The organism is Xanthobacter sp. NM-25 (genome assembly GCF_022138605.1).
Taxonomy (GTDB): domain Bacteria; phylum Pseudomonadota; class Alphaproteobacteria; order Rhizobiales; family Xanthobacteraceae; genus Xanthobacter.
Genome location: NZ_JACBFS010000004.1, coordinates 520,929 through 541,344, shown reverse-complemented (window position 1 = coordinate 541,344; position 20,416 = coordinate 520,929). Strand labels below are relative to the sequence as shown.

20 protein-coding genes, 1 tRNA gene and 1 pseudogene are annotated in these 20,416 nt (G+C 67.1%); 2 read left to right on the top strand and 20 right to left on the bottom strand.

Features of this window, described 5'->3' with window-relative positions; genetic code table 11:
- Positions 1-27 precede the first annotated feature (27 nt).
- The 16 genes and pseudogenes from MEU52_RS14205 to MEU52_RS14130 all read right to left on the bottom strand — a co-directional run bounded on the left by MEU52_RS14205 (position 28) and on the right by MEU52_RS14130 (position 11,700).
- Positions 28-588, bottom strand: coding sequence for a S26 family signal peptidase (locus MEU52_RS14205; RefSeq protein ID WP_238123104.1), 561 nt, complete (start codon positions 586-588; stop codon positions 28-30).
- Entirely contained in the window at positions 585-1,079 is a 495-nt protein-coding gene (locus tag MEU52_RS14200) for a DUF2840 domain-containing protein (RefSeq protein WP_238123103.1), read from the bottom strand. Before MEU52_RS14200 ends, MEU52_RS14205 begins: the two co-directional genes overlap by 4 nt.
- A pseudogene (locus tag MEU52_RS14195) lies at positions 1,076-1,296 on the bottom strand (DNA methyltransferase); the annotation flags it as partial. The pseudogene MEU52_RS14195 and the gene MEU52_RS14200, both read right to left, overlap by 4 nt.
- Before the next feature lie 205 nt (positions 1,297-1,501).
- Positions 1,502-2,377 carry a replication initiator protein A gene (locus MEU52_RS14190; protein ID WP_238123102.1) on the bottom strand — a complete coding sequence of 292 codons (876 nt, stop codon included), beginning with the start codon at positions 2,375-2,377 and terminating at the stop codon, positions 1,502-1,504.
- A 19-nt stretch (positions 2,378-2,396) separates the two neighbouring features.
- Complete coding sequence (locus MEU52_RS14185) at positions 2,397-2,669, bottom strand: helix-turn-helix transcriptional regulator (RefSeq protein WP_238123101.1); 273 nt, start codon at positions 2,667-2,669, stop codon at positions 2,397-2,399.
- A 135-nt stretch (positions 2,670-2,804) separates the two neighbouring features.
- Complete coding sequence (locus tag MEU52_RS14180; protein ID WP_238123100.1) at positions 2,805-3,323, bottom strand: DUF2285 domain-containing protein; 519 nt, start codon at positions 3,321-3,323, stop codon at positions 2,805-2,807.
- A gap of 40 nt (positions 3,324-3,363) precedes the next feature.
- On the bottom strand, positions 3,364-3,594 hold the full coding sequence (locus MEU52_RS14175; RefSeq protein ID WP_238123099.1) for a transcriptional regulator domain-containing protein: 231 nt from the start codon (positions 3,592-3,594) through the stop codon (positions 3,364-3,366).
- Positions 3,595-3,729: 135 nt separating this feature from the next.
- Positions 3,730-3,993 carry a DNA -binding domain-containing protein gene (locus MEU52_RS14170; protein ID WP_238123098.1) on the bottom strand — a complete coding sequence of 88 codons (264 nt, stop codon included), beginning with the start codon at positions 3,991-3,993 and terminating at the stop codon, positions 3,730-3,732.
- A 231-nt stretch (positions 3,994-4,224) separates the two neighbouring features.
- Positions 4,225-4,437: a helix-turn-helix domain-containing protein gene (locus tag MEU52_RS14165; protein ID WP_238123097.1), complete on the bottom strand. Its 213-nt coding sequence runs from the start codon at positions 4,435-4,437 to the stop codon at positions 4,225-4,227.
- A 230-nt stretch (positions 4,438-4,667) separates the two neighbouring features.
- On the bottom strand, positions 4,668-5,864 hold the full coding sequence (locus MEU52_RS14160) for a DUF932 domain-containing protein (protein WP_238123096.1): 1,197 nt from the start codon (positions 5,862-5,864) through the stop codon (positions 4,668-4,670).
- Between the two features lie 379 nt (positions 5,865-6,243).
- Positions 6,244-6,555 carry a DUF736 domain-containing protein gene (locus tag MEU52_RS14155; protein WP_238123095.1) on the bottom strand — a complete coding sequence of 104 codons (312 nt, stop codon included), beginning with the start codon at positions 6,553-6,555 and terminating at the stop codon, positions 6,244-6,246.
- An 896-nt stretch (positions 6,556-7,451) separates the two neighbouring features.
- Positions 7,452-8,015: an AAA family ATPase gene (locus MEU52_RS14150; protein ID WP_238123152.1), complete on the bottom strand. Its 564-nt coding sequence runs from the start codon at positions 8,013-8,015 to the stop codon at positions 7,452-7,454.
- Between the two features lie 163 nt (positions 8,016-8,178).
- Positions 8,179-8,580, bottom strand: a complete 402-nt coding sequence (locus MEU52_RS14145) for a hypothetical protein (RefSeq protein WP_238123094.1) — start codon at positions 8,578-8,580, stop codon at positions 8,179-8,181.
- Between the two features lie 67 nt (positions 8,581-8,647).
- Complete coding sequence (locus MEU52_RS14140; protein WP_238123093.1) at positions 8,648-9,019, bottom strand: DUF2958 domain-containing protein; 372 nt, start codon at positions 9,017-9,019, stop codon at positions 8,648-8,650.
- Positions 9,016-9,354 carry a hypothetical protein gene (locus MEU52_RS14135; protein WP_238123092.1) on the bottom strand — a complete coding sequence of 113 codons (339 nt, stop codon included), beginning with the start codon at positions 9,352-9,354 and terminating at the stop codon, positions 9,016-9,018. The genes MEU52_RS14140 and MEU52_RS14135 overlap by 4 nt, the downstream gene beginning before the upstream one ends.
- A 123-nt stretch (positions 9,355-9,477) precedes the next feature.
- A complete protein-coding gene (locus tag MEU52_RS14130; RefSeq protein ID WP_238123091.1) occupies positions 9,478-11,700 on the bottom strand; it encodes a ParB/RepB/Spo0J family partition protein in 2,223 nt (740 codons plus the stop codon).
- 733 nt (positions 11,701-12,433) lie between these two features.
- Here MEU52_RS14130 and MEU52_RS14125 point away from each other — a divergent pair.
- Positions 12,434-14,206, top strand: coding sequence for a recombinase family protein (locus MEU52_RS14125; protein ID WP_337927147.1), 1,773 nt, complete (start codon positions 12,434-12,436; stop codon positions 14,204-14,206).
- On the opposite strand, the gene MEU52_RS14120 is transcribed toward MEU52_RS14125, so the two are convergent.
- Both MEU52_RS14120 and MEU52_RS14115 read right to left on the bottom strand, forming a co-directional pair.
- Positions 14,163-14,239, bottom strand: a tRNA-Met gene (locus MEU52_RS14120). The two genes, MEU52_RS14125 and MEU52_RS14120, sit on opposite strands and share 44 nt — an antisense overlap.
- A gap of 447 nt (positions 14,240-14,686) precedes the next feature.
- Positions 14,687-15,553 (bottom strand): RNA methyltransferase, encoded by an 867-nt coding sequence (locus MEU52_RS14115; protein ID WP_238123150.1) that lies wholly within the window; start codon positions 15,551-15,553, stop codon positions 14,687-14,689.
- 305 nt (positions 15,554-15,858) lie between these two features.
- Between MEU52_RS14115 and MEU52_RS14110 the strand changes: the two genes are divergently transcribed.
- Complete coding sequence (locus MEU52_RS14110) at positions 15,859-17,073, top strand: NADP-dependent isocitrate dehydrogenase (RefSeq protein ID WP_238123090.1); 1,215 nt, start codon at positions 15,859-15,861, stop codon at positions 17,071-17,073.
- A gap of 113 nt (positions 17,074-17,186) precedes the next feature.
- Here the strand turns inward: MEU52_RS14110 and MEU52_RS14105 are convergent, their stop codons facing one another.
- Together MEU52_RS14105 and MEU52_RS14100 are read right to left on the bottom strand one after the other, a co-directional pair.
- A complete protein-coding gene (locus tag MEU52_RS14105; RefSeq protein ID WP_238123089.1) occupies positions 17,187-18,362 on the bottom strand; it encodes a cyclic nucleotide-gated ion channel in 1,176 nt (391 codons plus the stop codon).
- A 132-nt stretch (positions 18,363-18,494) separates the two neighbouring features.
- On the bottom strand, positions 18,495-20,222 hold the full coding sequence (locus MEU52_RS14100) for a cation:proton antiporter domain-containing protein (protein ID WP_238123088.1): 1,728 nt from the start codon (positions 20,220-20,222) through the stop codon (positions 18,495-18,497).
- Positions 20,223-20,416: the final 194 nt, after the last annotated feature.

The following is a 20,416-nucleotide window of genomic DNA, read 5'->3' as shown; positions in this document are numbered from 1 at the left end:
CCTTTCGCGGGTTGGAGGCGCGAGCCGTCACGGCTCGTCGGAGACCGGCTCGCGGAACGCGTCCGTGGCCGGATCGGGATCGTCGGTGGTCCAGAGCGGGATCGCCCGGCCGACGACGGTGGAGAGCGGGAGCGGCCCGAAGTAGCGACTGTCGAAGCTGTCGGGGCTGTTCCAGTTCATGAAGAAGGCCTCGGCGCCGACGAGCGTCCGGCAGCCCTGCCAGACCGGCAGCGGGCGGCCGCGCGTGTCGCGCGCACGGGCCTGCCCGTAGATCGAGCCGTAGGCGATGATGTCCGCCCCGGAGCGACAGACCTCGGTGCCAGCGAGGGCCAGCACGCGCTTGATGAGCGGCAGGCCGCGCGGCAGGTAGCCGCGCGTGTCGAGGAAGACGGCAAGCCTTTCGGGCGGCCGGACGACCGCGAGATCGGTGACGTGAACGGGCCCGCCGGGGACGATGCGGTAGAGGCCGACCGGGACGCTCCCCGAGGCGTTCCAGAGAAAGCGGATGTCGGGCCGGCTCGATGCCGGGGCGACGACGAGGGCGACGCCGGCGAGCATCGCGGCGAGCGTTGCGCAGCGGGCGGTCATGGAAGCAGCTCGCGGCGGCGCAGCCAGGCGCGGTGCTGCTCGGGCGTGTAGGCGCGGAACGGTTCGTTGACGGCGATGCGGTTGTGGAGGTGCCGCCAATGGTCCGGCGACACCTCCGCCGGATCGATGCCACGGGCCTCGATCCCGTCGATCGCCTTCAGCGCCGCCCTGACCTTTGGCCAGCCGTTGAGGCGCAGCAGGATGTCGGCGCCGGGACGGATATGCGGCACCGTCTGGCAGGGCTCGCCGGGGAAGACCGCGCGCACGATGTCGATGCGCGCGACGACCGTGCCGTGATCGTTTCCCGCCCACCGGACGAGACCGAAGATGCGGTTCGGGGAGAAATAGACGAGACGCCGGAAGCGATCGAGGCGGTGCTCGTCCGCGATCTTGCCGAAGCGGATCCAGCGCTCCACCTGCTTCTCGCGCCAGGTCAGCTCGACCAGCGTCTGGCCGGACCGGACGCCGTCGGATTGCAACTGTGCCGTCATTGCGATGCTCCATCGGTGAAGGGGAGCGCGGCGGCGATGCGCGCCCGCGCGCGCTCGGCCATCGCGGGGTCGATCTCGCAGCCGAGGTAGCGGCGGCCGGAGAGCCGGCGGCGCCGGAGCCGGCGAACCAGTCGCCGACGAGGCCGCCCGGCGGGCAGCTCGTGCGGATCAGGATTTCGATCAGGCCGGAGGGTTTTTCGGTCGGATGGATCGCCCGGCGCCCTTGTCCCCGATTTCGGAGACTGGCCGGTCGCGTTAGCAGGAATCCGAAGGATTCCTTGTTAGCACCGTTAGAGGGGGGCGGATTCCGCCTGCGGCATCCGTGGCTTGGCGGGTGCCGCGGTCCCCGATAGCACGGGAATCCGGTCCCTGATGGCACGGGCTTTACGGTCCCTGATAGCACGGGTGCGTCCACAGGATGCTCACAGTCCGACCGTCCACCGGCGCAGCGCGCGGAGCGCGGACGCCGACAGCGGATCGGTCACGAGGGGATGGAAGGTCAGCCGGACCCGGCCATCGGGATCGCAGACCAGCGCCAGGTGATAGCCGGGCAGCGGCTGGCGGCGGACGATGGCGCGCAGGTCGTAGGTGAAGTGCTTGAGCGGCGAGAGGCTGCCGGACTTGAGATGAAGGTGAGGAACGTCGAAGCTCCAGCCCCATTGCTGGCGGCCGCCATGCTTGCGTACGAGCCGGTAGAGCCAACGCTCCAGGCCGCCCGTCAGCCCGAAATAGTCCCGGTCGATGGTGAGCACGAGCGCGTCGTCGAGGACGCCGGCATAGAACCAGTCGGGCAGCACCAGCTCGAGGCCGAGCGGCCGCCCGGCCGCATCGAGCCGTTCCCGCCATTCGTTGATCCAGGAGAAGCGGTGCCGCCGGCGTTCGGAAGGTTGGCGGATGGAGGTGGCGACGCTGGTCGACTGCAAGCGGTCGAGCGCGGCCTTCAGCCGGGCATAGCTGCGGATGGAGTCGTCGCGGCCGATGAAGGCGAGGATCTCATAGGGCGTCGCGGACATCAGCCGCGAGGTGACGAGGCCCCGGTCGCGTGCGTCGACGATCTGGCTCGCGGCCCAGATCAGCACGTCGGCATCCCAGATGGTGGCCATGCCGTGCTCCACCGTGGCCTCCACGCGGATCGAGACCGCGCCCATGCGGAAGTCGATGGGCGCGATGCGTCGGGACTTGCCGAGGGCGAAGAAGGGCCAGGACATCAGGTCCTGCGCGTCGCGGGGCGCGATGTCGCCCGAGCGGGCCCGGAAGAGTTCGAGCTGGCGGTTGTCGACGATGCGGCGGGCGGGCATGGCGTGCGGACCGCCGCGATCAACGGGCCGCTGCGGCCGTATGGCCGCTAGCGGGGGAACGCGGCGCGGGCTTGCTGCTCGCGGATCCGGACGTGGACTGGCGGGCGCAGGCTTCGACCCAGGCATGTAGGTCGGCTAAGGCGTAGACGACCCGCCCGCCTAGCTTGTGGTAGATCGGCCCAGTCCCGTCGCAGCGAAATTTCTCAAGCGTGCGGGGGGAGAGATCGAGCAGGCGCGCGGCCTCGGGCGTGCGCACGAAGCGCGGCCAGTTGCTGTCGGTCTTGTCCTGCATTGGAGGCCTCCGTCGCAGCCGCCGCCGGAACGGCGGGTCTATGGCGACGTTGGCGAAAAACGGCGGGCCCGAAGGAGTGTCGAAAATCGCGCCCCTATGGGAAATGTCCCCCCTGCGGCCAGACGCACTGGGGCGTCATCGGTGGCGTGTGGGGCGCGCCAGGAGGCGCAAATAGCCGCCCTCGATGGTCTCATGAGCGGTCTTCAGGATGCGGGCGAGCCGTCGCCGTTCCGGCGCGTTCTTCCAGTCGAGGGCGCGCAGCGTCTCGACATCGCGGTTGAGAAGGACGCTGGCGATCTGGCGCCGTGAGGCGCCGGATGCCACGCCGTCCCATGCGCGCAGCATCAGCGCGGCGCGATGGAGTTGGAAACGGGAGAGGCTCTGCTCGCGCGGCCACGGGCCGGCGGGCTGGCCGAGCAGGTGCCGCGTCAACCGCAGCAGGTTCTTCACGCGCCAGAGAAGATGCCCGTCGAGCGGGACGAGAACGGCCGCGTTGCCGATCTCCGCGCCGTGCGGGAACCAGAGACGGTGCATGTCATCCGCGAGGACGGCATGGAGCCCGTCCTCCGCGGTCCCGGTGCGGGCGGTCGCAAGCCCGAGCCCGGCGAGCGCCGCGGCGTCGAAGCCGTCAGGCGCGGGGGTGACGATCAGCACCGCCGGATATTGCCGGGGGTGCCAGATGGGTCGTGCGGTTTCAGCGGGGGCAGCGGGGTCGACAGGGAAAGGCCAATCCCCAGCGTCGGACGAACCTCCGGGTCGCCTCGGCGCTGGCGATGCCGTCGGCCGCCGGACGGGTCATGGCGTCGGCGTAGTCCTGCCGGTATTTCCGATTGCGTCGAAGAAACTCGAAGCTGACGCCGCCGCGATCGAGGCGGCTCAGATCGTCCTCGAAGTGCGGCGATCGCCAATCCTGCAGTGGCTCCATGACGTTGCCTTTCCGCCGGTTTCAGCCTTCGGGGATGATTCGGAGGCGTGCGAACGCAGCGGAAGCCAGAAAATCGGAATGGTGATGCTGTGCCGGCTGAGCACATCTGGGCCGGTTCCGGGCTCGGAGGGTGCCTTACTGCAAGCGCGGGTCGAGCAGATGGCGATAGCCGGTCTTGGTCATCCAGCGGGCGCGGGCCAGGTGGCTGTCGTGGATGCGCCTGGCGCGTTCCGGCTCCGCCGCCGCGTCCAGCCCGAAGACGATGGCCACCACCTCGCGCCAGTCGGCGCCTTCCTCGGCCGCGTCCAGCAGGCGAAGATAGGTCCCGAGGTGCGCCTCGTCGTAGGCGTTCACCCGATCGGTCATCGGCGGGCTGTCCCGGAAAATGGTCTTGGTCATGGGTGTTCTTGACGGACGTGCGGGGTTGTGGCGCGTGGGTCGCCAATCGGTCGTTTGCTCAAGAGAAGCACCGCCACTGGCTTCCGGCCATATCGGAATGGCGGCTTGCTGCGAAGACAACAACTATTTTGAACTATTCGGAACGCTTTGCGGGACGCGTGATGAGTTGGCGTCACCTGAATATAGCCCGCTCGGTGACAGGCAACGGGCGCGTCTCATGGCCACGCGCCATCAGGTATCGGTCCGGAGAAACTCGTTCGGATCGACATCGAGCGCATCCGCCAGCTTCTCCAGCATGTCCACAGTGGCGGCGTATTCCTCACGCTCGAGCATGCCGACATAGTTGCGGTTGACCTGGGCACGATGGGCAAGCTCCTCCTGAGAGACGGACTTCTCCTGTCTCAGGCGACGCAAGTTTCGTGCGACTCTCTCCCGCAGCATCATGCGGGAGGAGTCGCCGTCTGCCTAATATACTGCCACCCAATATACTAGGGATTCAGACGGGCGCCATGCCCCGATCCGCCTGTCTGTGCGTGGTTTCGCGAGCCGGGCGCAGCCCGGCGAGCCGCGGCCGTGCTGTTTGGGCGCGGCCGCGCCGCCGGGGTCCGGATCGGCGCATGATGCCGGACACGGGAAACCGCGCGGCCAGCGTACCGACCGCGCGGCGGCAGGGATCAGGCTGCCTTCTCCAGCAAGGTCTTTGCCTTCCCCTCCAGTTCAAGGCGGCTGTCCTGATGCACCTTGGCGCGGGCATGCGCCGTCATGCCCTGCACGAAGTCGAAGATGCTTTCCGGTGGGCGGCCTTCCTCCTGCAACACGGTCTCTATGATCTTGCCAGTCTCGGACTTGGAGAAACCGCGCCTGCGCAGGAAGGTCTCGCGGTCCTCGTCGGTGCGCGCGACGATCCGCTCGCGCGCCGCCCGGATGCCGGCGACGAAAGGCGCGGGCGAGGAATGGGCGAAGCTGGTCAGCGCGGGCGCGGCCTCATGGACGAAACGCTGCGCGGCAAACTTGCTGTGCCGGATGCTGATTTCCTCGAAGCCCTCCACACCCCACAGGTTGCGGTTCATGCACACCGCCCGGAGATAGAAAGAGGCGATGCCCAGCGTCTTCGATCCGACTTCGCTGTTCCAGCAATAGAAGCCCCGGAAATAAAGGTCCGGCTCGCCGTTCGGGAGGCGCCCCGCCTCGATCGGGTGGGTATCGTCGACGAGGAAGAGGAACACGTCGCGGTCGCTGGCATAAAGCGTGGTGGTGTCCTTCGTCACGTCCACGAAGGGATTGTGCGTCATGGTCGCCCAATCCAGCACACCCGGCACCTTCCACATGGTGTCGCCGATGCCGTTGCCGGCGATCTTCACGACGGCGGCGACAAGCTCGTGGTCCCAGATGCGGCCATAGTCCGGGCCGGTCACGGCGCGAAGCTCGATCCGGCCGTCATCCGCCTCCAGGGTCTTCACAAGTTCGGCGCGATGCGACAGCAAGCCGTGCTGCAGGTTGATGCCGGCGAGCGATGCTGGAAGCTGGCGCATATAGGTCGAAGGCGCGCCGACAAGGCTGCACAACTGCCCGAAGCTCCAATGCGTCGGGGCGATGGGTTCATCCTGTCCGGGCACCACAAGGGCGAGCTTGTCCGCATTGTCGCGGCTGGCCTCCACGCGCAAAAGGCGGCTCTCCAATGTCCTGACGCTGGCGAGGTCCGCGCGCGCCTTCACGGCGTCGTAAAGCTCGGTGAGCGACAGATAACGCTCGTCGTCGGGGCGCGAGAACCATTCCGAGGAAACCCGCCCGATCCGCTCGCCGCGCGAGACGTCCACGCGGAAGCCGCCGGAAACCGGCTGGCTGTGCTGGCTGCTGGTGATGATGTTCATTGTCCTGATCCTTTCCCGTAAATGCCGAAGGCATGTCCCCCGACATGCCTTCCGGGGGCGCGTGAGCGCGCAGGGATGGGAGGGGACAAGTGCCGGCGAGCATGGCCGGGCTGCCGGGCCGAGCGGGACGGTGTGGCGACGATCGGAAGGATGACGGTCTTCGGCCGTCCTGCGAGCCGGCGGCCCTGCCATGGCGCAGGCGGCACTTGAGGGGAGAAAGGGGGAAAGTCCCCCTTGGCTTCCCCTCGCGATCGGCAAGGCCCGCGGCCGCAGCCGATCACGACAACCGGAGCGGAGCTCGCCGTATGGACTTCGGGCGGTGGCGGGCATGAACATGGCGAAGCCCCGCCGGATGGCGGGGCTCCCCCGAGGGGTGGGGTCAGTCGGCCGCGCGGCGCGACCAGATGAGAGCGAACTCGCCTTCGGTGTCGGTCTCGACGAGGCTCGCATAGATGGGAGCGGCGAACGAAGGATCGTCGAGCTTGACGGAGAGGTAGTTGCGGCCCTCGCGGGAGGTCTTCTTCCACGCGGCTCCGAACTCGGTGGCACGGGAGAAGATGCGGAAGTCCGGCCCCTTGTCGTTGTCGCCTTCGGCGGGGAGGAACTCCACCGTCTTGACGTCGAGGCTGAGGGTCTTGACGGCGCCCTTGAAACCCTTGGCGGTGGTGGTGAAAGAGCCGATGGTGGCCATTGCGGTGGTTCCTTCTGGTGATCGGGCCGCGACCATCGCGTCCTCGATGGGGGTCGCCCGACCGTGGACGATCGGCCCGCACCCTTCGGGCCGGAACGAAGTGGAGGGCGGCCGGCGGCGACGGCTTTTTTGCTTGGCGATGCAAAGCCGGCCCTGGCCGGCGGCGGAAAAAAGCTGGTGGCGGACGTTGCGGGTTCAAGATCGAGGCGATGCTTCAGCGTCGCCGGTCTTCGGTCAGACCCACACCAATCGAGGGCGTGATGGACGTGGCCTGACATCGGCGGATGGGAGGAACCACCGCACTGGCCGCCATCGGGACCGCGCTTTCACATCGCCAGCGTCAAGGATTTCGCCAAAAGGGCGCCCGGCACGGCCCTCGGCCTCGGCGTCAAGGTGGAACGCCCAGGCTCCGCACTGAGGGCGACAACGACAAGGGGGCGGCCGGCTGACCCTCGTCTTCGCTGCCATCGGGTTCCAGCATCATCGCGTGGAAGAAGACCTCCCGCGAGGGCCGCGACGGCATCGCCGGCTCCGGGCTCGTCTCGGTTCTTCGTTCGCTGCTCCCGTGTCGACCGATGCGCGCCTCGTCGAGACAGGCACCGGAGGCGATTGTCCTCATGGCCTCCTGCCGTGTGGCCGACTGATCCCACCCCTCGGGGGAGCCCGGTCGTCCGGTGGGGCGTCGTCGGTGGGAATGCCCGCCGCCGCCCTCTTGCGCGAGAGATCGTGACCGAAGGCCGAGACGGCGTTGCCGGCTCGGGGAGCGGCCTGCCGCGAGTAGAGCCCGGCCGGCCGCAGGCCGGCGCGCCCAATCTCTCAGCCCTCTCTTTCTGCACCTGAATGGTTGCGACAGATTTGCCCTGAAAAGATCAACGCCGGGAATATCACCGCAATACTTAGGGTTTGCGGGACGCCAACGAGTTCGATCCGGGTACGGGCAGGTGCTCGAGAATGAAATTCGCCCGCTCGCGGACCGGCACATTCGGCAGTATCAGGATTTCATAGCCGAGCATCGGTAGAAGTGTCGCAAGCCGATCGTATTCGGCAACCGCGTCGTCAAAGCCATGTCGGCGCTCTGGATCGGCGCAGTAGATTTCTGGCCAAGGAGAAGCAAGGAATACCCGCTCGTGATAGCGGTTGGCGGCGATCAGTTCCTCTTGGAGCGGCCCGCCAGTCGCATGTTGAAGCGCGGCAGCAGCATCAACAAGCCCTCGATCGAAGAACGTCCAGCCGGGCTGCGACGAAGCTGCAACATGATCCTCTATCGCGACCTCGATCGCTCGGCGTGCAAATGCCACCATGTCAATCCAAGGCAAGGCATTGCCGTTGCGCTCAAGCTCTTGCTTGACGATTCGGCGTCCGGGTTCCTCTACGACTGAAAAGCCTCGCGAGGCGAGTTCAGCGAGAAGTGTTGATTTTCCACCACCTGAGCATCCTGAAATCAATATGCGCCTATTCATCAAAGCCCGCATTTCCCGTGGCTCGGCAGAGGTATCGCAAAACTCCCACAACCTGCGGCAGTTTTGGGGGTCGGCTTGTTGCAGCACAAGAGCCTCGACGTCCGGGCTCCGGCCATAGAAGGGATCGTCACACAGAATGGAGCCCACCGGGTTGTGCGGCCTGCTACGGCGGCGTGCCCAGCCGTGCGAGCGCCGACAGGCCGACACACGCGCCACCGGCGATGCGGAAGACTTGCCGCCAGATGTCCGAAGGGATGGCGTCATGGGTCACGCCATGCACGAGCGCGTAACCCGCCGCGGCGGCGGGAACGGCGAAGATCGTGGCGAGGGCTATCCGCAGGATCGGCGCTCGAACGGTGGCGAACAGGGTCGCGAGAATGCCGAAGGCTGCGGCTCCGGTGGCGAGGCCGACCACGACCGCGCCGACCAGCCCGGCCCCGGTGGCGTAGGCGAAGCGCGCGGCGGCGAGCGTGACCATGAAGGGCAGCGCGTAGGTCGCCAGCGAATAGGCGAGCCCGCACAGCATGACGGTGAACGCCACGGCCATGACGATGACGAGGAACACGTACGGCCCCCTTTGGTTGCGGGCAGTCCGGAGGCGACGGCGGGTCCATCGCCTCCGGAACGCCGGTTCAGGTGACGATCATGCCGGCACGGTGGGCGATCTTGGCATAGGTGCTGAGGCGATGCTCGGCCTTGAAATACAGGTCGCGCTCGACTGGCAGGCCGAGCTTGCCGCGCGCATCCTCGATCTCGGACAACATAGCGTAGCCGAGTTCGGGACTGCCGAGGCCGAGGTCCATCAGGCCGAACAGCCGGAGGTCCCCATCCTCGGCATAGGCTTCGGCGATGAGCCATGTGGCTCCGGCGTCGGGGGTGAACAGCTTGACCACCGGGAACGGGTCGAAGCCGTCGCGTTCCTCGCTGACGCAGCCGTTCTCGATGAGCCGATCGCGCAGGTCATCGGGGATCAGCGGCTCGGTGCGGGGGACACGCGGGGTCATGACGCCAACTCCCCCGTTGCCGCGTCGAGCCCGTGGCGCAGGCGGAAGGCGGCAATGGCGCCGGCCTGCCGCGCCAGCTTGCGCGCGAGCGCCTCGATCTCGGCGCGCCGCTCGAAGCGCAGCGTGGCAAGCGTCTCCTGACAACGACGCTCGTCGGCGGGGTTCCATCGGGAGGTCGCGCGTCCGAAGCGCCGGGTCTGGACATGGGTGCTCATGGCGATGCGCTCGGCGCGGCCGGCGATCTGCCGTTCGATGATGGCAAGGTGGCGCTCGGTTTCGGCGCGCGCCCTTTCCATGCGGGCCAGCGTGGCCCGCTGCTCGCTCTCGGTTTTCATGGGTCCGGTTCCAGGTAGTGGGGCTATCGAGGTTTCCGGCCGCGCCGTGACGGCGCGGCCGGAAAATTCTCGGGGCTGCCGGGAGGCTGGCCGGAGCCGCAGGCGGCGGCTCCGGCCGTGGGCTCACTCGGCGACGTGGTTGACGGCTCTGGCGTCCTCGGCCGTGCCGGCATCGTCGGCAGCGGCGGTCGGGGCCTCCATGACCGCTTCGGCCTCGGCTTCCGGTTCGTCCAGCCAAGCCGGCCGCTCGGTTCGCAGGAGCGGCGGGAGCCAGCCGGTGGCAGCGACAAGCTGCTCGGCGGCTTCCGCCATGGGCTGCTTCTTCATGCCGGCGATCCGCTCCGCTGCCTCGTCGCTGACGGCTTCCCGCACGGCGGCGACAATGTGCGCCTTGGTCACGCGGCTGAAATAGCTCCGCGCCGTGGGCGTCCAGTGCGCCGCCATGTCGAGGGCGAGACCCGTCGCCAGCCGGTCGGCGGTCTCATGGGCGCGCGGCTTGCGCTCCCAAGGCTGCTTCACCGCATTGACGGTGAGTGAGGCGCAATGTGCGAACAGCGCCAGCACGCTCGCCTGATCCAGCGCGGCGATGAAGCCCCACAGGTCGGCCACGTCGCGCGGCATATCCGCCTGCCAGCCGGCATGACGATCCGCCAGCGCCTTCGCCGGGGCGGTGTCCTCGATGCCGTCCGCATGCCCGCCAAGGTGCGGACTGCTCGGACGGATGTCGAGGCAGGTGGCATCCGAGCCGCGATAGAAGGTCTGCGCGGCAAGGGCATGGGTGACGGCGATAAACGCCATGTCCGGCTGTTCGCCAAGGGCGAGACGCACGCCGAGCGTGCGGTGGGCCGTGAGGTCGCGCACGAGAAGGTCGGAGAGCGGCTTGCCCGCATCCCCGGCGTCCTCGTCCTCCGGTTCGAGGGCGGAAACGTGGTTCCCTTCCTCGTCAAGTTCGCCGTCCTCGATGATCTCGCCATCCTCGGTGACGCGAACGCCATCGCTCACGGCGTCGCCGTCCTCGGCTTCCGTCTCGGGCTTCTCGTCCTCGGGACGGACGAAACCGCGCTCGATGCGGGTGCTTCCGTCATGAGCGAGCACGACGAAGACGCCGCCGCGCGCGATGTCGTCGGGATCATAGGCACGCCTCAGAGCGTCGACGCGCTCCATTTCCGCCTCAAGCTCCCCGAACCGCTCGTCCGCCTCCGGGGGGAGTTCGTCCGCGCCGTCCCATTCCTCCGACAGGCGGTTGTATTCCTCTTGCGCGGCGGCGTAGGCGGCTTCCTCGTCCTCGGGCAGGTCCACCGGCTGCGGATAGGCGCGGCGCATGCCGTTGCCGTGCGGGTAGTCGATATGGACCGAGACCCAACTCCAGCCCTCCGCCGCCTGAACCTCGGCGGCGATGGCTTCCAGCTTCTCGATGACGAGCCGGTCCAGTAGCGCGGCACCCTCGAAATAGCCGCCGCGATCCTCCGTGAACAGGTCGCGCAGGATGGTGCCGCCCGCCTCGGCGTAGGCTTCCGGGCCGATAAAGATCGCGCGCCGATCCGTCGCCGCCACATTGGTCTTCGTCAGGTCGCGGCGGATGATCCACGGCTCGCGGTTGTGGAGAAGGTTTTCAAAAACCTGCTCCTGCCGGGCATGGTCCTCGGTGATGGCGAAGGCCATCAACTGGTCGAGGTTCAAGCCACCGTCGCGGTACACCTGCAACAACTTGGCGCTGACCGCGCCGAGCCGCAGGCGCTGGCGCACCACCTGCGCGGTGACGCCGAAGCGGGCGGCGATGTCCTCCGCGCCCCATCCGCGATGTTCCGCAAGCTCGCGGAACGCCTCGAACTGGTCGGCCGGGTGCATCGCCTCGCGGGTGACGTTCTCGTCCAAGCTGATCTCGTGCGGGTCGTTCGCCGTGTCGATGACGCAGCGCACCGGCTCCGTCTTCCTGATCTCCTTGCGCTTGGCGCGCAGAAGCAGGGCCAGCCTGCGGCCTTCCCCGACCGTGACGAAATAGGAGCCGGTGGGCTCGCCCGCCGCGTCAAGCTCGGGCTCCACCACGAGATTGTGCAGCATGCCCTTGGCGGCGATGCTGGCCGCCAGTGCCTCGATGGTCGCCGGACTATGCGGGGTCCTCCGCGCATTGCGCGGGGACTTCTTGAGCTTGTTGAGCGGAATGAAAGCCGTCTCGCCGCTGGCGGCGGGGGTGGTCGTCTCTGCGCCTCTTCCGGCCTGCGAAGCCGCGCCGGCCTCGGTGGTCGCCGGCACGGCGACCACTTCCGGGACGGCGTGGGCTTCCGCTTCCGCAACCGCTTCCGCCGCACCAGCGGCAACCTTGGTCTTCCTTGCAGTCCTAGCCATGGGTCCGATCCTTTCTCCGTCAATGCCGGAGGCATGTCCCCGACATGCCTCCCGGGGGCGCGTGAGCGCTCGGCAGAGAGAGGGGCGGCTGCCGGCGAGCATGGTCGGGCTGCGCGGCGAGCGGGGTGGATCGAAATAGTGTTGGCTGTTGTGGTTCTGTGCCGCCCTGAGAGCGCGCGGCTCTGCCATGGCGCAGGCGGCAGTCGCGGGGGAGAGATGGCCGAGACCATCTCTCCCCACATCGGATACAGCCAAGTTCAAGCTAGCGCGCGACGGCGGACACCGAGATTGAAGGGGCGTTGATTTTCTTTGGAAATCGGCGAGTTTTGGGGATTCGCAGTCCGCGATTTTCAAGTATTATTACGCTGAGGTTCGCTTGTTCCGCCGCACATAGTGCGATCGTCTACGACGGGTTACGACGACGAGCGGCACACTACGTCTGAGGTCGTTGAAATGGCCGCGATTTCGCATTCTCAGCCACTGGTTCTCGTCCCACTCTTCGCGTGGGGCGACTGGGTCCGCCCGATGGCGGGGATGCCGTGGCAGGAAAGCGAAGAGCAACGACAGCGGAGAGGACACGGCTGGTTCTCGAACCGGCTCAGCGTCCGACCGCTTTTGATCCTGCGAGGCCGGATCCGCGGCTTGTCGAGCTGGTCCGTCTGCTTGCGCGACAGGCCGCGAAGGACTTCATTGAAGGGAGTGGGAAGCGAGAAACCGACGATCGCCTCCCGGAATGAGGGGCTGGTTCATGAAGGTCGCTCTCTACGCCCGCTACTCGTCCGACAATCAACGGGAAGCCTCGATCGAGGACCAGCTTCGCCTTTGCCGCGCGCGCGCCGAGCGCGAGGGCTGGCATGTCGTTGACAGCTATTCGGACCGTGCGATCTCCGGCGCCTCGCTTCTCAGGCCCGGCATCCAGCAATTGATCTCAGACGGGCTCAAGCGGCGGTACGACGTGATCCTCACGGAATCGCTCGACCGCCTTTCCCGCGACCAGGAGGACATCGCCGGCTTCTACAAGCGTATGCGTTTCGTCGGCGTCACGATCATCACCTTGTCGGAAGGCGAGGTCAGCGAACTGCACATCGGACTGAAAGGGACGATGGGTGCGCTCTACCTCAAGGACTTGGCCGACAAGACACGGCGCGGACTGCGCGGGCGTGTCGAGGAGGGCAAGTCGGGCGGCGGCCTGTGCTACGGCTACGATGTGGTCAGGCAGTTTGATGCCAGCGGCGAAGCGATTCGCGGCGACCGCACGATCAATGAGACGGAGGAGGCAACCGTCCGGCGCATTTTCGCCGACTACCTCGCCGGCCAGTCCTCGCGCACGATCGCCATGAAGCTCAATCGGGAAGGCGTTCCCGGCCCGCAAGGCAAGGAATGGGGGCCGACGACGATCCACGGCAATCCGAAGCGTGGTGTCGGCATTCTTAACAATGAGCTTTACATCGGCAAGCTGGTCTGGAACCGGCTGCGCTATCTGAAGGACCCTGACACCGGAAAGCGGGTTTCGCGCCTCAATCCTGAGAGCGAGTGGGTCATTCAGGAGGTGCCAGAGCTGCGGATCGTCGACCAGGAGACGTGGGATGCGGTGAAGGCCCGTCAACAGACGCTCGCCTACGAGCCGGCGTCCGAGCCGGGTGAGAATACGCTCAATACCCATCGTCGGCCGAGATACCTGTTCACGGGACTGGTCAAATGCGGCTGCTGCGGCAGCGGCTACACCATGATCTCAAAGGACTTGCTCGGCTGCTTCGGTGCCCGCAACAAAGGCATCTGCGAGAACCGGCTGAACATCCGGCGCGATGCGCTTGAGAAGTCGGTGTTGCAGGGTCTGCACACTCATCTGATGGAGCCAGGCCTGTTCAAGGAGTTCTGCGCCGAGTTCACCCGGGAGGTGAACCGCCGCCGCATCGAGCGCAGCTCGGATGCGGAAGGGTGGCGGCGCGAGCTGGAAAGGACCGACCGCGATCTCGACAAGGCGATCGATGCCATCTTGCAGGGCATTCCGCCCCTGAAGCTCAAGGACAAGATTGAGAAGCTCGAAGCCCGCAAGGCGGAGCTGACCGAGATGCTGGCGAACGCGGAGGAGCCGCCGCCGCTGCTGCATCCGAACATGGCGGAGGTCTACCATCAGCGGATCCTGGCGCTGTACGGGGATCTTTTGAACGAAGAAACCACGACCCAGGCGGCGCAGACGTTCCGCTCGCTCGTCGAGCGGATCGTGTTGGTCCCCGCAGGGGCCGAGTTGCAGATCGTACTGCGCGGCGATCTGGCGGCGATCCTGCGCTTTGCGGCGGGCAAGAAAAACCCCGACGTCCTTGCGGAAGCCGGGGTTCTCGACGACCTGCTTTCGCAGGGATCGGTGGTTGCGGGGACGCGCAACATCCGACCACTGCGAAATGGCGCCGAGAACGCGAAAGGCGACCCTTCCGGGTCGCCTTCCAAATCGCAGGAATCGATGGTTGCGGGGGCAGGATTTGAACCTGCGACCTTCAGGTTATGAGCCTGACGAGCTACCGGGCTGCTCCACCCCGCGTCAAGGCCGATCGGTTGAAGTGGCTGCGCCGTCGATCGGTGAGGCGTATGTAGCAATGCCCCTCGTGGAAGGAAAGGGCTCGCTGCCAAAAAAATGTCATGGCAGCCATGTCTCACCCCACCCGCCTGTGGATGAGGGGCCGCCGCCATTCGCATGCGAGTGTGCAAAGCGTTGTGGCTTATGGTTTTGCAGAGCTGGCGCGCTTGCAAAGAAGGCACGCCGACCATCGGCATCAAGGCTGTGGATGACGCTGGCCGGCGGCCGAGGGGCCGGCGGCGAGGGACGGGGGGAAGTGATCGGGGCCATGTCGTGCTGCCAAGTCGCCCTGCCAAGTCGCCCTGCCAGGCAGGGGTGCCAGACAACCCCGGCCAGACAGCCCCGGCCAGGTGACCCGGCTCAGGCGGCTGTGAACCGATGGCGGGCGCGCCCGGTGCCGGGCGCCGGCCGTCAGGGGGCGTCGTGCGGGGGCTTGGCGGGGATGCCGGTGGCGGTCTTCTCGGCCCGCCGCGCGGCGGCTTCCGCATTGTGGCGGGCCTTGCGCGCCTCGCGGCCTTCCCGGCCTTCCACCAGCGCGGTGATGGCGCCATGCAGGGTGGCGAGATCCTGCCGGGTGAGGCCGAGCCGGTGGAAAATGTTGCGGATATTGCGGGTGGTGGAGGGGCGCTTTTCCGGCGAGCGGAAGAAGCCGGCCTCCTCCAACGCCCCTTCCAGATGATCGAAAAAGGCGAACAGGTCGCCCTTGTCGGCCAGAGGTGATTTTTCCGGCGGGGCGAAGGGCAGGGCACCGGCGCTGGCCAGTTTCGACCATTCATAGCCCGTCACCGCCACGCAGGTGGCGAGATTGAGCGAGGCGAAGGCGGGGTTGACCGGCAAAGTGAGGATGGCATCGCACAGCGACACCTCCTCGGTATAAAGCCCCGTCCGCTCGCGGCCGAACACCAGCGCCACCTCGGCGCCCTGAACCAGGCGGCGGGCGGCATCGGCGACGGCGCCGTCCGCCCCCAGCACGGGCTTGGCCATGCCGCGCTCGCGGGCGGTGGCGGCGATGGCATAATTCACATCGGCCAGGGCGGCGCGCAGATCGGGATAGACCTCCACCCCCTGGAGGATTCGGTCCGCGCCGGCGCTGAAGATGCGAGCCTGCTCATTGGGCCAGCCTTCGCGCGGGTTGACGAGGCGCAGGCGCGACAGGCCGAAATTGCCCATGGCCCGCGCGGCCGAGCCCACATTCTGCCCCAGCTGGGGTTCCACGAGGATCACCACCGGCCCGCCGGTGACCCATGGCTTGGTACTGTCGGTTCCAGATCCTGGCATCACGTTCCTCTCCGGCCGCTCTGTCGCACACCGTCGCCGCCACGTCGAGCGCGTGACCGCGCGCCTCTGCCGCGCGCCTCTCATGCCAAAGGTGATGGGATTGGCGCTTTCTTAGCTCGGTGTGCAGGTGTATAGCGGCGCCGTGGGAGGATTGCCGCAAGGGCTTCCCAGACGCGGAACGGCATCCCCGGTGGGCTGCCGTACCCCGGGGGGCCGTACTCCAGGGAGCCGCGCTGCTGGTGGACCTGCGGCAACTTCTGCCGGACATTCATTCCGCGCGCTGCGCACCCCGAAAGGTCGTCCACATGGCGAAGATCAAGGTGGCTAATCCGGTCGTCGAGCTCGACGGCGACGAGATGACCCGGATCATCTGGCAGTACATCAAGGACAAGCTGATCCACCCCTATCTCGACATCGACCTCAAGTATTACGATCTGTCGGTCGAGAACCGCGACGCCACCCAGGACAAGGTGACCGTCGAGGCCGCCGAGGCGATCAAGCAGTATGGCGTCGGCGTGAAATGCGCCACCATCACCCCGGACGAAGCGCGGGTGAAGGAGTTCAACCTGCACGAGATGTGGAAGTCGCCCAACGGCACCATCCGCAACATTCTCGGCGGCGTGATCTTCCGCGAACCCATCATCTGCAAGAACGTGCCGCGCCTGGTGCCGGGCTGGACCCAGCCCATCGTGGTGGGCCGCCACGCCTTCGGCGATCAGTACCGCGCCACCGATTTCAAGGTGCCGGGCAAGGGCACGCTGACCATCTCCTTCGTGGGTGAGGACGGCACCAAGATCGAGAAGGAAGTCTACAAGTTCCCGGGTTCGGGCGTGGCCATGGCCATGTACAATCTGGATGACTCCATCCGCGATTTCGCCCGCGCGTCGCTGAACTACGGCCTGATGCGTAACTATCCGGTCTATCTCTCCACGAAGAACACCATCCTGAAGGCCTATGACGGGCGCTTCAAGGACATCTTCCAGGAGATCTACGACGCAGAGTTCAAGGCTGAGTTCGAGAAGCGCGGCCTGACCTATGAACACCGCCTGATCGACGACATGGTGGCCTCGGCCCTGAAGTGGTCCGGCGGCTATGTCTGGGCCTGCAAGAACTATGATGGCGACGTGCAGTCCGACATCGTGGCGCAGGGCTTCGGCTCGCTGGGCCTGATGACCTCCGTGCTCATGACCCCCGATGGCAAGACGGTGGAAGCGGAAGCCGCCCACGGCACCGTGACCCGCCACTATCGCGAGCACCAGAAGGGCAAGGAGACCTCCACCAACTCCATCGCCTCCATCTTCGCCTGGACCCGTGGCCTTGCCCACCGCGCCAAGCTCGATGGCAACGAAGAGCTGGCCAGCTTCTCCAAGACCCTCGAAAAGGTCTGCGTGGACACCGTCGAGAGCGGCTACATGACCAAGGATCTGGCCCTGCTGGTGGGCGCCGATCAGAAGTGGCTCTCCACCACCGGCTTCCTCGACAAGATCGCCGAAAACCTCAACAAGGCCATGGCGGCCTGAGGCGCCATGCGCGTTTGCTGTTGAGTTCCGCCGCCGGCGCCCGAGGGCGCCGGCGGTTTTCTTTTGTCTGGCGCTGTGCGGCTGTGGGGCGGCCAGGGACCAGCCACGGGCTTTTACAATCGCGGCTTGCGATGGCGCGGGGGGCGGCGGAAGGCCGCGCCGCCGGTCGGCTTCTGCGCCATCTCCACCAGGCGCTGGATGACATCGGGATAGCGCAGCATCAGGATCTGCATCTCGTCTTCTTCGATGGCCAGGAGCTTGCTCTTGCTCAGCGCCCGCACCGGAACCGTCACGTCCGGCGCGCCGCTGAAGACATCGCCGGGCCCGAGGCGGATCGGCCCATCGGCCGCCGCGGCCTCCAGTTCCCCCTCCAGCACCACGAACACCCGGCGGCTGGTGTCGCCCGGGCGAACCACCTGGCGGCCGCGATCGAAGCTGCGCGAGTTCAGCAGGGGCAGGAGGTCTCCCAGGACCGGCGGTGCGAGGTCGGAGAAGGGTGGCAGCCGGGACAGCATGGAGAAGGTGACGACGAAATTGTGCTTGGAGATCACCTCGGAGAATGAGCTGGAGATGATGGCGATGGGCAGGGCCAGCATGATCAACCCCGCCACCATGGTGATGCCTCCGATCACCCGCCCCACCACCGTGACCGGCACCACATCGCCGTAGCCCACCGTGGTGAGAGTGGTGATGGCCCACCACATGGCTTCTGGAATGGAGCCGAGCTTGTCGGGCTGCACATTGCGTTCGGTGAGGTAGAGTGCCGTGGCGGCCATCAGTACGCCGGTGCACAGGATGACCAGGCAGGCCAGCAGGGCATAGCGCTCGCGCTTAATCGCCAGGAACAGGGCGTTGAAGCCGGAGGAGTAGCGGGCCAGCTTGAGAAAGCGCAGCAGCCTCAGCACCAGCAGGGCCCGCATGTCCAGTGGCAGCACCAGCCCGACGAAGAACGGCAGGATGGCGATCAGGTCGATGATGGCGGCCGGTGTCGCCACGTAGCTCAGTCGCGCGCGCCAGGCCGGCATGGTCCGGCGCAGGGGATGCTCCGGCGCGACCCAGATGCGCACCAGATACTCGATGCTGAAAAGGGCGAGCGCGATGTGCTCGCCGATGGTGAACCAGACGAGATCACCCAGCTCCAGGCTTGGTACGGTGCTGAGAACGGCGCCACCGACGCTCAGCAGAACCAGCGTGATCAGCAGGTAATGGACCACATCGGCAGCCAGATCGCCGGGCAGGTCGCGCTCGAGAATATCAAAGATGCGCTGGCGCGCGGAGCGAGTCCCCATAAACCTCGACCTCAGCTGTTGCCCGGGCGCCGCGCGGCGGGCGGGCAATCCTCCTGCCGCCTTCATGGGGCAGTATTCCGGCCGGGGGAAGCCTGATGTTGCGGAGGGCGCGCGCCAGCCCCGCCGGCGGCCTCAGGCGGGCGGCTGCTGGATGCCTGCTTCCTCCCGGGCGCGCGCGTCTGCGATGCGCTCCGCCACCACCGTCTCCGGCAGGCCGATTGCGGTGAGCAGGCGCGTCAGAAGCTGCAGGCTGGCCTCCACCGTCTCGGGAATGACGCCGGACACGCCGAGGTTCGCCAGCCGGCGCGCATGGTCCAGGTCCTTCGCACGGGTTACCACGGGCACAGTGGGCCAGCGCCGACGCACCCCCGCCACCAGGCGTTCGGCCGCCGCCGGATTATCGAGGGTCACCATGACCGCACGGGCGGCGTCGATACCGAGCCGGTCGAGAATCTCCTCGCGGCTGGCATCGCCGAAATAGACCGCGCGGCCGCTGGAGCGCTCCAGCGCCACCCGACGGGGATCGCTGTCCACCGCGATGAAGGCGATCTCTTCGCGTTCCAACGCTTCCGCCACCATGCGGCCGACGCGACCGAAACCGGCAATGATGACATGATCGCGGCTGTGCGCCTCGCCGGCGGCCAGAAGATGGTCGTGGGCCTGCGCCTCCAGCTGCCGGCCGAGGCGGCGACCGATGCGGCCCAAAAATGGAGTGGCGGCGAGGCTCAGGCCGACCATGGCGACGAGCAGGCCGGCCTCGGCGCTGGTCACCGCCCCCTTGGCCACGAGAAGCCCCAGCACCACCAGCGCGAATTCTCCGGTCTGCGCCAGCAGGATGGAGGCTTCCGCCGCATCCGCCTTCTGAACCCGCATGACCCTGAGGGCGCCGAAATTGACGGCGGACTTCACCACCAGCAGGCCCACCGTCGCGGCCAAAATCAGCGGCAGGCGCGGCAGCACGGCGGCGAAATCCACCTCCATGCCGACGGTGACGAAGAACACGCCGATGAGCAGCCCCTTGAACGGCTCCAGGTCCACCTCGATCTGGTGTCGATAGGCGGTTTCCGACAGCAGCATGCCGGCCAGAAACGCGCCAAGCGCCCCAGAAAGGCCGGCGGCGCGGGTGATGCCGGCAGTGCCCACCACTACCACCAGGGTGATGGCCATGATCAGCGCGCGCGAGCGGGTGGACCCGGCCATGCCCACCAGCGGCGCCATCACATAACGGCCGGCGATGAGGATCGCGGCGACGGCCGCCACCGCTTTGGCCAATGCTGACGCCGCCAGCATCAGCACATTGCCGCCACCACCCGCGATCAGCTCGGTGGCGAGCAGGATCGGCACCACCATCAGGTCCTGAAACAGCAGCACGGCGATGACGAGCTGGCCCAGTGGGGCCAGAGAACGGTGCTCTTCCACCAGGATTTGCGTGACCACGGCGGTGGACGACAGGGCCAGGGCGAAGCCGAGCACCATGGCGAGCCCGGGGTCGTCGACCCCCGCGCCCAGGGCGGCCAGGGTCAAGGCGATGCCGCAAAACAGCACCTGGATGCCGCCGATGCCGAACACCTCCCGCCGCAGCGCCCACAAGCGGCCCGCGGAGAACTCGAGGCCCAGGAGAAACAGCAAAAACACCACGCCCAGCTCTCCGAAGGGCGCGACCCGTTCGGTGCTGGAGATGGTGATGAACTGGATCCAGCTGAAGTCGTGCGCCCAGCGGCCCAGGCCATGCGGCCCGAGCACCGCGCCCACCACGATGAAGCCGACCACGGCGCCAATCCGCGCCCGATGGAAGAGCGGCACGAGGATACCGGCGGCCAGCAGGTAAACGAAAGCGTCCTTGAGAACGGCATCACCCACAGCCGCATCTCCCCAGCCGGCCGATCCACATTCAGTTCCAGGCCGCGCCTGGGGCGTCTACCGGCCGGTGCTCCTTCCGGCTGCAGCGGGGCTGAGGATCGAGCGGGCTTGGTGCACCCGATCTCATCCCTTCCGGCAGGGTCAATGTCCGCCTCCCGCTGCGAGAGCCGCAGCCAAATTGACGGCGCGACCTT